General features: G+C 64.6%; 10 protein-coding genes. 7 read left to right on the top strand and 3 right to left on the bottom strand.

The genetic code is table 11. The features are described 5' to 3' along the window. Positions 1–7: 7 nt before the first annotated feature. Positions 8–733: a Crp/Fnr family transcriptional regulator gene (locus HNR59_RS17645; protein ID WP_183832354.1), complete on the top strand. Its 726-nt coding sequence runs from the start codon at positions 8–10 to the stop codon at positions 731–733. Positions 734–759: 26 nt separating this feature from the next. Here HNR59_RS17645 and HNR59_RS17640 read toward each other — a convergent pair whose 3' ends face one another. Together HNR59_RS17640 and HNR59_RS17635 are read right to left on the bottom strand one after the other, a co-directional pair. Beyond that, positions 760–1530: a helix-turn-helix transcriptional regulator gene (locus HNR59_RS17640; protein WP_246374817.1), complete on the bottom strand. Its 771-nt coding sequence runs from the start codon at positions 1528–1530 to the stop codon at positions 760–762. 246 nt (positions 1531–1776) lie between these two features. After that, positions 1777–3255 (bottom strand): oligosaccharide flippase family protein, encoded by a 1479-nt coding sequence (locus HNR59_RS17635; protein ID WP_183832353.1) that lies wholly within the window; start codon positions 3253–3255, stop codon positions 1777–1779. A gap of 264 nt (positions 3256–3519) precedes the next feature. Here HNR59_RS17635 and HNR59_RS17630 point away from each other — a divergent pair, with 264 nt between their 5' ends. From HNR59_RS17630 to HNR59_RS17605, 6 genes are all read left to right on the top strand, one after another. Next, positions 3520–4785: an HAD-IIIA family hydrolase gene (locus tag HNR59_RS17630; RefSeq protein ID WP_183832352.1), complete on the top strand. Its 1266-nt coding sequence runs from the start codon at positions 3520–3522 to the stop codon at positions 4783–4785. 2 nt (positions 4786–4787) lie between these two features. Then, entirely contained in the window at positions 4788–5993 is a 1206-nt protein-coding gene (locus HNR59_RS17625) for an AGE family epimerase/isomerase (RefSeq protein ID WP_183832351.1), read from the top strand. A 53-nt stretch (positions 5994–6046) separates the two neighbouring features. After that, positions 6047–6979, top strand: coding sequence for an NAD-dependent epimerase/dehydratase family protein (locus HNR59_RS17620; RefSeq protein WP_183832350.1), 933 nt, complete (start codon positions 6047–6049; stop codon positions 6977–6979). A 181-nt stretch (positions 6980–7160) separates the two neighbouring features. Further along, positions 7161–8198 carry a GHMP family kinase ATP-binding protein gene (locus tag HNR59_RS17615; protein WP_183832349.1) on the top strand — a complete coding sequence of 346 codons (1038 nt, stop codon included), beginning with the start codon at positions 7161–7163 and terminating at the stop codon, positions 8196–8198. Then, positions 8195–9637 carry an aminotransferase class I/II-fold pyridoxal phosphate-dependent enzyme gene (locus tag HNR59_RS17610; RefSeq protein ID WP_183832348.1) on the top strand — a complete coding sequence of 481 codons (1443 nt, stop codon included), beginning with the start codon at positions 8195–8197 and terminating at the stop codon, positions 9635–9637. Before HNR59_RS17615 ends, HNR59_RS17610 begins: the two co-directional genes overlap by 4 nt. Further along, a complete protein-coding gene (locus HNR59_RS17605; protein ID WP_183832347.1) occupies positions 9634–11067 on the top strand; it encodes a DUF4214 domain-containing protein in 1434 nt (477 codons plus the stop codon). The genes HNR59_RS17610 and HNR59_RS17605 overlap by 4 nt, the downstream gene beginning before the upstream one ends. Here the strand turns inward: HNR59_RS17605 and HNR59_RS17600 are convergent. Beyond that, entirely contained in the window at positions 11064–12326 is a 1263-nt protein-coding gene (locus HNR59_RS17600; RefSeq protein ID WP_425488675.1) for a glycosyltransferase, read from the bottom strand. The genes HNR59_RS17605 and HNR59_RS17600 overlap by 4 nt on opposite strands. Positions 12327–12597 lie beyond the last annotated feature (271 nt).

Here is a 12597-nt window from a genome sequence, read left to right as displayed (position 1 = left end):
GGATCGGATGGATGAAACGCGCGATGCGCTTACCCGAAAACTGCAGGCATTCAAAGGGCTGGGGCCCGAAGACCTGATCATGCTGCGGGAGTTGCAGAGGCAGCGCTCGCTGATAGAGGCTGGCAGAGAAGTCGTATACGAGGGGCAGTATCCGCATTCAGCCTATATATTGCGCGAAGGCTGGGCATGTTCCTACAAGCAGCTGCGTGACGGCAGCCGGCAAATCATCGACATACAGATAGCCGGAGATTTCCTCGGGCTTCGCAGCTTGCTGCTGCGCAGTTCGGACCATAGCTTTCTTACCATAACTGACGTCGAGGTGGCGCGGCTCGACAGGCAGCGGATGCTGGAGGTATTCCGTCGCACGCCAAGGCTTGCGGTCGGGCTGATGTGGGCGGCGTCCCGCGACGAGGCCATGGTGGTGGAGCATCTGGTCAGTATCGGACGGCGCGACGCGTTCGAGCGAACGGCGCATTTTCTGCTGGAACTCGGCGAACGCCTCAAGCTGGTCGGCATCGGCGACGGCTGCACCTATCCGTGCCCTATTTCCCAGTCCATTCTGGCCGATGCGCTTGGCATGACCGCGATCCACATCAACCGGGTGCTGCGTCAGCTGCGTGAAGCGAGGATCGTCGTGTTTCGCGATGGCGTGGTGGAATTTCAGGATATCAAGCGCGCTGCGGATATAACCGGCTTCGAGATTGCCTATCTCGATCAGGCGCCCGTGCACTGAAACGCCGTGCCCGTGAGCCGGGGTGGTTATCTTCGGATCCGGAACATCCCGTCTGCCCGCAAGTTCATGCCCTTGCGGAAACAGGCCGCAGCTTCAGAGCGGTTGCGGACCCCAAGTTTGCCGATGATGTTGTGGAGATGGACCTTGACCGTATGCTCGGACAGGGAAAATTCGGCCGCAATCGTCCTGTTTTGCAGGCCGCGCGCGACCATCTCGAGAATCTGAAGTTCCCGCGCCGTCAGCGTCGCCAGATCGTCGTCATCCGAAATGGCATAGGGCGGACTGATGGTGCCCGAAACGGGGGATGATGCCGCTTCCCTTGCAATCTGGCTGAAAAGCATCCGCGCCGGGAAATATTCCCCTCCATGCAGAAGCAGGCGGACGACCGAGAGCCAGACATCGAGCTTCAGGCTCATGGGCAATATGCCCCGCACCAGCCGCGAACCCAGCACATCCTTCAGGCGAAACGACGGTTCACGATCACCCTGCTCGATCACGGCGGCGCTCGCGAGCGGATGAATGCGCAGTATTTCAGATGAAATTGCCTCGACCGCAGGCAGAACATGCGCTTCACACAGGATCAGCGCCAGCGGTTCATCAAAAGGCTGACAGGCCGCAAAAATGTCGGGACGCTGCTCCACGACGATCCATGGGAACTCCAGTTCGAGCGCCCTGATCAGGCTTGTCGAGACGACGCCCGGCATGGCGACTATGAGCATGACCCTGCGCGCCGGGGCAGCCTCGCCCGGCTGGCCGGCAGCAGCGGGCCCCGCACCCGTATGGATCGGATCGCTCAACACAGTCCCTCCCCTGCCCCTCTCGACAAGACCCCGCAGCCCGACGAACCGAAATCCGCCGACCTCAGACGATAACCGCAGATGCAAAGTGCTGCGACGCAGCAATAGGCGGCAGTGCCAATCATTCAGGAGAGAGGCGCGCGCCCGTCAGGTCGTCGGACCTGAGTCTTTGGGAGGCCGCGGCTCGTTGCGCCCACCCTTATGGATGAAACGCCGCGATGCCGGAAAACAGTTCCGGTCGTCCTTTCAGGATGTGCCGCCACGAAGCGAATGCAGCTTCATGGTCAGGCTTTTCGGCATGACCAGTGACAGCGCATGCAGGAACTCGCTTCTGGCGATCAGGGCCAGCGCTCCCGCATAGACCGCCGCGCCGAGCGTCACCAGTATCGCCAGCGACAGCACCGGCGCGAGGCCGGCGGGCAGCATTGCACGAACCAGCAGCACAGCCACCAGCATGGCGAGGCCGGCTTCGCCCGGAGCGCGCATGATGGCGAGATGCTGGCGCCTGCCGACCCCCGTCATCTTTCCCGCCGCGATGAAAGCCAGAGGGCTGAGCAGCACCGCCCTCAGCAGCATCGCGCAGGCAATTGCGAAAATGCCGAAGGACGCAGCCGCCACGATCGCCGCCATGTTGGCGATGGTATGCACCACTTGTATGCGGAACCACATGTCGGGCCGCCCGCCGCCCTGAACCACGGATCGCTGCACGCCGCTGATCGCCCCCAGAATTCCCATGAACACGAAGGCATACATCACCGGTGCCGCATCGAGCCATTTTTCGCCGAACAGCACGCGGATGGCGAGGTCGCCCACCGCCAGCAGGCCCAGATTCATGGGAACGGCCATGATCATGGCCAGCGATAGCGTCTGCACATAGGCGGAACGCAGCCGCTCGACATTGCCCTGGATGGAGGCGATCAGCGGCATGGTGACACTGACCGAGGGGCCGATGATGGCGTCCATCATGAGATCGTTCAGCCGCCGGCCGATCGAGTAGAGGCCGAGCGCGTGCGGCCCCAGAAGCGAACCGATGATGCCCCTGTCGATCTGCGAATTGGCGACATCGAGACCCTGCTGCCCGCACATGACCAGCAGGGTCGAGCGCACGGCTCCGATGGCGCGCGGCGATACACGCCACAGCGGCGTCCAGCCGGCGCAGTACCAGTTCAGGGCACAGGTGATGCAATGATAGATGAAGGCCGTCATCACGGCGCTCAGCGCACCGTAGCCCTGCAGCGCCATGACCACGGTGACCGGCGCGAGCACCAGCGACAGCACGCCCGTCTGCATGCCGATGCGGGCGAAGTCGCGCCTGACCACGCGGATCGCGCCCGGAATGCCGCCGATGCCGTTGGCGAGTATGGAGCCGGCAACGACCCACATCAGCGTTTCGAACTCGGGCGTGCCGAGAATACGGGCGACGGGGGCGGCAGCCAGCGCACAGCCGCCGGCGACGACGACGGACAGGCCGAGGCTCAGCCAGAACAATGCCGATATCGTGTCCCGGCCAAGATCCTGCCGCACGATCAGCGTCTCGCGGAAGGCCGCCGTCGTCACCAGCGTGCCGATGAAGAAGACGACCGTTGAAAGCGTCATCAGGCCGAACTGGTAGATTTCGAGGACGCGGGCGAGGAAGACGGCGAGCAGGAAGGCCGTCACCATGTTGACCACCTGCGAGCCCACCAGCCAATAGGCGCCCAGCCTCGCCTGCTGCTTCAGCACCATTGCGGCTTTCCCCCATGGCTGTCGTCCGGTCGGAACGGGCCCGATCGAAGCTGTTGACCGGGCTTTCCAGAGCGAGGGCCAGCATGCTGCCACCACCGGCGCCATGGCAAGCGATCAGCCGAGGTAGCAAGTCAACAGCTTGGCGAGGGGGCTACCCCTTATTGTCGCGTTGATGGTTCACGCAGAGGCGCGGAAGCTGATGGCGCAAATCAGCATCGGCCGACCGCGCAACAAGCTGCCGGCAAACCACGGGGGGTACGTGGCATGGCTGTCAGGCAGGCAGTCTTCCTCGTCGGGGGCAAGGGAACGCGTCTCGGCAAACTGACGGCAACCACACCGAAGCCGTTGCTTGCGATCGCGCCCGACATATTGTTGCTTGACCTGCTCATCGAAGAGGCGGCGCGCCATGGCTTTACAGACATCGTGCTGCTGGCCGGCCATCTGGGCGACAGCGTCGAACGCCTCTATCATGGCCGGCAGATCAGGGGCGCCACCATCCGCGTCATCCGCGAACCGGAACCCGCCGGAACCGGCGGCGCGCTTCGCCATGCCGCCGGCATGCTCGATCCGTGGTTCCTGCTCGCGAACGGAGATTCGTGGTTCGACATCAACCTGCGCGCGCTGGCGGTCGCCCCGCCGCGCGACAGGCTGGCGCGGATGGCCCTGCGCAGCATGGAGGACACCGGCCGCTACGGTTCGGTCGAACTCCACGGCCGACGCATCACCGCCTTCACCGAGAAGAAGGCCGCAACAGGTCCGGGTCTCATCAATGGCGGGCTCTACCTGCTCAACCGCGCGGTTCTCGATCACATTGCCGGCCCCTGCTCGATCGAGCAGGACGTCTTTCCCGAACTTGTGCGGCAAGGGGCCGTCGATGGCCGGGTCTTCGACGGCTATTTCCTCGATATCGGCCTGCCGGAAACGCTGGCGCAGGCCCGACGCGACCTGCCTTTCAGGCTGGCGCGGCCCGCCGCCTTTCTCGACCGTGACGGCGTGCTCAACACCGATCGCGGCTACACCCACCGGCCCGAACAGCTCCAGTGGATCGAAGGCGCGCGCGAAGCGGTGCTCGCCCTCAACGAGGCGGGCTACCTTGTGTTCGTGGTCACCAATCAGGCAGGCGTCGCCCATGGTTTCTACCACGAAGCGGATGTGCATGCCTTCCATGCCCGCATGCAGACCGAGCTTGCCGACATCGGCGCCCATATCGACGCCTTCTACCATTGCCCGTTCCATCCGGATGCAACGATCCGCCGGTACAGGCACCCCTCGCATCCCGACCGCAAGCCCAATCCGGGCATGCTGCTCAAAGCGCGGCGCGAATGGCGCATACGCGATCGGGGCAGCTTTCTCACAGGCGACCGCGACAGCGACATCGAGGCTGCGAACCGGGCGGGCATGCCGGGCATGCTGTTCGACGGCGGCAATCTGCTCGCCACCGTGCGGCAGGCGCTGGCCGCCGTGCGGCCGGTCGCTGGCCCGCTACCGAAACCGATTTTCACTGAAACTCCAGCCATGCAGGCAGGTTGACCATGCCCTACCTCACAGCCACGCGCCAGAAAATCAGGATCGATCACGGATGGCAGGCCGACACCGCCATTCAACGGGCCAGCCAGTGGATGCTCGATTGCGCCGTTCCGCTGTGGGCTGCAAACGGCGTCGACTGGAGGCAGGGCGGCTATGTCGAGCAGATGGCCTTCGACGGGTCGGCGCGGCCGGTCGATTTCAAGCGCACCCGCGTCATCGGCCGGCAGATCTATGTCTTCAGCCATGCGGCCCTGCTCGGCCAGAAAGACGCGCTCGAATGCGCCCGCTTCGGCCACGATTTCCTCACCCGCAACGCGTGGCTCGGGCCGGACGGCGGCTGGGCGCGGCTGCTCAGCCCCGACGGGCGCGTGAAGGATGCGACGCCCGACCTCTACGACCTCGCCTTCATCCTCTACGCATTCGGCTGGTACCGGCGCGCATCCGGGGACGATGCCGCCCGCCTGTGGGCGCTTCGCACGCTCGATTTCATCGAGGCGCATATGCGCCACCCCGGCGGTCAGGGTTTTCTGGTGGAGAAGCCTGCCTCCGGCGCACGACTCCAGAACCCGCACATGCATCTACTGGAGGCCGCGCTGATCAATCTCGAAGCCGGCGGCGGCGAGCGTTTCCGCCGCCTTGCCGACGAGATCGTCGATCTCTTCGCAACGCGCTTCTTCGACCCCCGCACCTCGACGCTCGGCGAACAGTTCGACGAGCGCTGGAAACGGCTTCATACTGCCGAGGGGCGCGCCATAGAGCCCGGCCACCAGTTTGAATGGGCCTGGATACTGGCGCGCTATCAGCACCTCACCGGCCGCGACATGCGTCCTTTCGTGGAGGGACTGACATGGTTCGCCGAAACCCACGGCGTCGAGCATGACGACTGGCTGACGCTCAGCGCCGTGCGCGACGACGGCATGGTTCTGGATGCCGGCTCGCGCGTATGGCCCAACACCGAGCGCATTCAGGCGGCGGTGGCCATGTTCGAGCTGTTCGGCATCGATCCGCGCCCGGTATTCGCCAGCAGCACACGCGTCCTGTTCGACCATTTCCTCGATCAGGGACTGCCCGGAACGTGGATGGACAGGATCGACGCGGAGCGGAGGCCGGTAACAGACCATGTGCCAGCCTCGACGCTCTACCACCTGATGATCGCCTTCGCGGAAATGCTCAGGATCGCGCCGCAGGTGGACGACGCCTTTGCCGGATGAGGGACAGCGCCGGCCGGAAGCTTTTTCCTTCTAACGCTTTATCGGGGATGACGATGCACATACTGGTTACCGGCGGGGCGGGCTATATCGGCTCGGTTCTGGTTCCCACGCTGCTTGAACACGGCCACGGCGTTACCGTGCTCGACACTTTCGAGCGCGGCACCACGGAGCTTGTGCCCTGCTGCCGCTATGCGGCTTTCCAGCCCGTGCGGGGCGATGCGCGGGACGAGCGGCTTCTGGACGAACTGGTGCCGGGAGCCGATGCGGTGATCCCGCTTGCAGCACTCGTCGGCGCGCCGCTGTGCAGGCAGGATCCGATCACCGCCACGACCCTGAACCGGGATGCGGTGGTTGCGCTGACGAAACGCACGTCGCCGGCGCAGATGATCGTCTACCCAACCACCAATTCCGGCTATGGCATCGGCGAACAGGGCATTTTCTGCACCGAGGAAACGCCGCTCAACCCGATCTCGCTCTACGGCACCACCAAGGTGGAGGCCGAGGCGGCCGTGCTGGAAAATGCGCGAGGGGTGACGCTGCGGCTGGCGACGGTGTTCGGCATGTCGCCGCGCATGCGCATCGACCTGCTGGTCAACGACTTCACATGGCGGGCCGTGACCGACCGCGCCGTCGTCATCTTCGAGGGGCATTTCAAGCGCAACTACATCCATGTGCGCGACGTGGTGAAGGGGTTCGAGCACGCGCTTGCCAACTTCGACGCCATGCGCGGCCAGCCCTACAATCTGGGCCTGTCCAGCGCCAACCTCTCCAAGCTGGAGCTGTGCGAGCGCATCAGGGCGCATGTGCCGCAATTCGTCTATCTGGAAGCGCCCATCGGCGAGGACCCGGACAAGCGCGACTACATCGTTTCCAACGAGAAGCTGGAGCGCACCGGCTGGATGCCGGACTGGAGCCTCGACGACGGCATCGGGGAACTCATCCGCGGCTACAGGATGATCCGCAACTCGCGTTACGCGAATGTCTAGGCGCCATTCCGCAAGAAGGTGCGGCGCATACGCCCGAAGGCCCGATGCTCCCCCGAAAAGGGTAGCCCGACCGCCGAACGCCCGGTTTGCGCAGCAGAACACCTCTGGAAATACTGGTTAAGGCCCGACGGCCATCGCCTGCCGGACCGATTGCTGAATCTCTGGCATTGGGGGCATATCCATGATCATCGTCAGAAGTCCCTTGCGGGTGTCCTTCTTCGGCGGCGGCACCGATCATCCGACCTGGTTCAACCGGCCCGAGCCGGGAGCCGTGCTCTCCACCACCATCAACAAGTACATCTACGTCCAGCTGCGGCGCCTGCCGGCAGTGTTCGACTTCAACTACCGGGTCGCATGGGGCATGCTGGAGGAGGTGCGCTGCATGAACGAAATCCGCCATCCGGTGGTGCGCGAGGTGCTCAAGCACTATGGTGCGGCCGACGACAGCGGCTATGAGGTGATCTACAACGCCGACCTGCCCTCGCAGACCGGCCTCGGCTCCTCCTCCGCCTTCACCGTCTCCCTGCTGCATGCCTATTTCGGCAATCTCGGCCGGCTGAGCCCCAAGCATGTGCTGGCCCGCGAGGCGATCTTCGTGGAGCAGGAGCTGCTGAAGGAGACCGTCGGCTGCCAGGACCAGATCGCAGCCGCCCTTGGCGGACTCAACCGCATCGACTTCAGCCCTGGCGGCGACCATCGGGTGCGGCCGGTCAACATCACGCCGGCGCGGCGCGCGCTTCTGGAAGACTCGCTGATGATGTTCTTCACCGGCTTCACCCGCTCCGCCGACGCCATCGAGAAGAAGAAGGTCGCCCGCTTCGACGACCGTACGCGCGAATTACGCGCCATGTACGACATGGTGGCCGAGGGCGAGCGGATCCTGACCGACCCCAACTGCCCGCTCGCGGAGTTCGGGCGGCTGCTGCACCATGCATGGATGGAGAAGCGCAAACTCGACAGCTCCGTCTCCAATCCGACCATCGACGGCTGCTACGACGCCGCACGCAAGGCGGGAGCGCTGGGCGGCAAGCTGCTGGGCGCCGGCGGCGGCGGCTTCCTGCTGATGTTCGTGCCGCCTGAAGCGCGCGCATCCGTGCTTTCGGCGCTGTCCAGCCTCACCTTCGTTCCGTTCCGGATGGAGCACGACGGCACATCGGTGATTCTCTACAACCCCGACCTGACCTCGAATTATCTTACATCGGCGGCACGGGTATCATGAACCTCCATGTCGCCGGCATCGAAACCGAAGCCGGAGTGGCCGGCTTCGTCTGCCGCGCCACGGACGGGCTGTGGGCGGCCATCGAGCGCGCGCTCGACAACGGCTACGGGCTGGTCTTCGTCACCAATGGCGACGGCGAGGCCATCGGCCGCCTGAAGCTTCAGGACCTGAGGCAGGCCCTGCACGATGGCGTCCATCTCGGGCACGCCAGCCTTGGCGATATCGTCAGGCCCGGCAGCCTCAACGATACGGATTCGGCCGTTGCGCCGGTGCTGGATGAGCGTCGGCGCATCGTCGGCATCGAAAAACGCCCCGATGCAACCTTCCTGCCGGTGGCCGAGCCGGATCTTTCCCATGCCGAACTGCGCAACCTCATGGACGCGTTTCTCTCGACATGGATTTCCTCGACCGGCGACTACATCACCCGGTTTGAATCGTCCTTCGCCGCGCGCACCGGCATGAGCCACGGCGTCGCCACCTCCAACGGCACGGTTTCCCTGCACCTTGCGCTGGCCGCACTCGGCATCGGCCCCGGCGACGAGGTGATCGTGCCGGACCTGACCTTCGCCGCCTCGGCCAATGTGGTCATCCACCTGGGAGCCACGCCGGTTCTGGTCGATGTCGATCCGCTGACATGGTGCATCACGCCCGAGGCAATCGAGCGCGCGATCACGCCGCGCACGCGCGCGGTGATGCCGGTGCATGTCTTCGGCCGGCCGGCGCCGATGACCGAGATCCGCGACCTCGCGCTGCGGCACGGGCTGTTCGTCATCGAGGATTGCGCCGAGGCCCATGGCGCGGCCTATGACGGCCAGCCGGTCGGATCGTTCTCAGACGTCGCCAGCTTCTCCTTCTTCGCCAACAAGATCGTCACCACCGGCGAAGGCGGCATCTGCGTGACCCGCGACGCAGACCTCGCCCGGCGCATGCGCATGCTGCGTGACCACGGCATGCACCCGGAGCGCCGCTACTGGCACGAGGAAGCGGGCTACAATTTCCGCATGACCAATCTTCAGGCCTCCATCGGCTGTGCCCAGCTGGAGCGCATGGACGCCTTTCTTGCAATGCGCCGCAGGGTGCATGAGGGCTATGAGGCAGCGCTCGGGCACCTGCCGGGCATCGCCTTCCCGCCGCCGATGCCGGCCAGATATGAGCCGGTGACGTGGTTTTCCTGCGCGCTGGTGCCGGCTGAAGCGCGACCACGGCTCATCGAGGCGTGCAGGCAGGCCAATATCGACCTGCGGCCCTTCTTTCACGGCCTGTCCTCGATGCCGGCCTACCGGCGCTACGCCCGCAAATGCCCGCATGGCGAGCGGCTTTCGGCGTGCGGCATCAATCTGCCGACCTCGCGCAAGGTGGACGCGCAGACGGTCACCCGCATCGCCGAAATCTTCGCTGGCGTGCTCACCGGCGATGGAGGCCGGAGCGAGTCGGAATGATCGTCCGGCTCTGCATGGCTCTGGCCGGCCTGCTCAGCGTCAGCGCCGCATGGAGCGAAGACTTTCGATGGGGCGTCAACGGCCATCCTTTCACGGCCTATCCCGACATCTCCTTCGAGCAGCAGCTCGACTATGTGCGCGATCTCGGCATGACGTCCTACCGGGTGAACGTTTCCAGCCTCGATCATATTTCCGGGCTCGCGGCTCTGGTTAAAGAGGCGAAGGCGCGCGGCATCGACATATTGCCGGTGATCACGCCCGATTTCGACCTCGATACCGAAACCATCGGCGACCTTTATGCAAAATCCTACGCCATGGCGGAAACGCTGGTTTCCCGCTTCAGGGATGACATTCGCGTGTGGGAACTCGGCAACGAGATGGAAATCCATGCCCTGATCAGCGCCTGCGAGATGCGCGACGACGGCACGCAATATGACTGTTCATGGGGCACCGCCGGAGGCGACGATCCCTCGCACTATTTCACGCCGCGCTGGAAAAAGGTGAGCGCCGTGCTGCGCGGGCTTTCCGACGGGGCGGAGGCGGCGGACCCTACAATCCGCAAGGCTATGGGCACCGCGGGCTGGGGCCACACCGGAGCCTTCGAACGCATGAAGGCGGATGGCATCGACTGGGACATTTCGGTCTGGCACCACTATGGCGACGACCTGAAGCGGCCGCTCGACTATCTCAGTACCCTCGGCAAGCCGGTCTGGATCACCGAGTTCAACCGCTCCGGCGAAAAGGGCGAACAGGATCAGGCCGACGGGCTGCTGGAGATGATGCGCCAGTTTCGCGAACTGCGGGCCGAATACCGCATCGAGGCCGCCCATATCTACGAACTGCTGGACGAGCCCTATTGGGCGCCGAGCTTCGAGGCCACCATGGGGCTGGCGCGCCTGCGCAAGACGGACGAAGGCAGATGGACGCCCGATGGCGTCAAGCTGGCTTACAGCACCGCCAGGGGTTTCATCGCGGCGGAAGGCGATGCCGAAGATGCGGCACCAGCGCTTCCCCCAGCCCCCGGCTGCGACCGGAAGGCGCTCGACACGTCGGTGGCCAACCATGCCAATCAGGCAGCCTATCTCTATTGCCTTGCACTGCACCGCCTGCCGGCCCCAGCCGAGCAATGGCGCGTTTCCCTCGCCCTGAAGCGTGGGCAAAGCACAGCGGCAGCGCTGGCGGAGCTTCTGGAAACGAGCGAGTTCATGCGCGCGCATCCCGTCGCGCGCATGACGAATGCTGACTACATAAAAGCGGTCTATATGCTGCTGCTCAGCCGAGAGCCGGATGGAAGGGGCCTGTCCGACTATCTCGCCCGCCTCGACCGTCGCGAATTGACGCCGCCGCAACTGGCACAGGAAATCATCCGCTCGGACGAGTTCCGCTCGGCCCATCCGCTGCTGTTTGCGCAGGAAAGCGAGCACCCTTAACCGTGCATGGCCGGCAGCGAGGCCATGGCCTGCAGGATCTCGCGATCGAACCGCGCCTCCGAAAAGCGCTCGGCATTGAGGTGGCAGGCCAGCGGCGCGATCGCCTCCTCATTGGCCTCGAAATGCCCGACGGCGTCGATAAGGCTCCGGGGGTCCTGACGGGCAAACAGCACCCCGGTCGGCTCGCGCACCTGCCCCAGCGGCCGCACGATATCGCTGGCACCGCCCCTCCCGAACGCGATCAGCGGCGTTCCGCAATATTGAGCTTCGGCGAGCGCAATGCCGAAATCCTCGCAACCGGCGAACACCATCGCGCGGGCATGGGCGATATTGGCCACATAGTCCTTGCGCGGCAGATGGCCGGTGAAGCTGATATTGGGACCGGCCCGCGATCGCAGATGCTTCGACTGCGCCTCGTCGCCCACCACCACGAGACGGCGCGACGGCATACGGGTGAACGCCTCGACAACGACGTCCAGCCGCTTGTAGGGCGCATGGAACGCCGCAGTGACGTAATAGTCTTCCTTGACGGGCACATAGTACAGTTCGCCCGTCGGCACCGGCGGATGAACCACCATCGCCTCGCGCCCGTAAATGCGCCTGATACGCGCGCGCACATAGCTCGAATTGGCGAGCATGAGGTCCGGTCCATGGGCCGTGCGCATGTCCCACATGCGCAGCTTGTGCAGCAGGTAGCGGAAGGCCAGTCCCTTCGGCCCGAAACCGAACCGACCCTGCTGGAGATAGGAGAACTGCTCGTCCCACGCATAGCGGATCGGACTGTGCACATAGCACAGATGCGGCTGGTCGGGCCGGGTCAGCACGCCTCTGGAGAAGGCGGCCGAGGACGAGATGACAGCATCGTAACCGGTGACGTCGAACTGCTCGATCAGGAACGGGCAGAGGAAGAACAGCGCGCGGTGATATTTGTGCACCAGCGGCAGCCGGTTGGCGACCGAGGTATGGAAGACGACGTCGGGGAAATACTCCTCCTTCACCTCGCGCGGCAGGAAGTCGAACAGGGTGAACACCTCCGCTTTGGGAAACACGCTGCATATGCGCGCCAGCACCCGCTCGCCGCCGCGAAAATTCGGGCACCAGTCGTGAACCACCGCGATGCGCGCGTTGCGGTCCACTGCCGGCATGGGCAGTTCGCTGTCGGCCAGCCTGTCCCATTCTGCCGCGTCCAACCCTGCCCCGCGCAACCCCGGATCGAGGCGCTCACCGTGCGCCCAGCCGTTCTGGCGTGCCTGATGCATGTTGCGAACCCACCCCATTTGACCGCCCTTTCTGCCGAAGGGCATGAGGTTGGAGTTTCTTACGGGGCAAGGTGAAGGAACAAGCTGGTCGAATGGCGTGAAGGGGGGATCGCTGCGGTCCGGACACAGCCCAAAGGCGTAATGCCGCTACCTCCATGGAGCTACAATCGCCGCAACCGACACCTTATTTGCAGGCTGCATCCTGCATTGCCGCCCACTAGGATCATCGATGGCAACCGCGTCGCGGCAGACGCCGCTCCGCAACGGCAGG

It is taken from the genome of Aquamicrobium lusatiense (genome assembly GCF_014201615.1).
In the GTDB taxonomy this organism is placed as follows: Bacteria; Pseudomonadota; Alphaproteobacteria; order Rhizobiales; family Rhizobiaceae; genus Mesorhizobium; species Mesorhizobium lusatiense.
The sequence above is the reverse complement of the archived record's forward strand: the minus strand, read 5'-3'. Positions and strand labels throughout refer to the sequence as shown.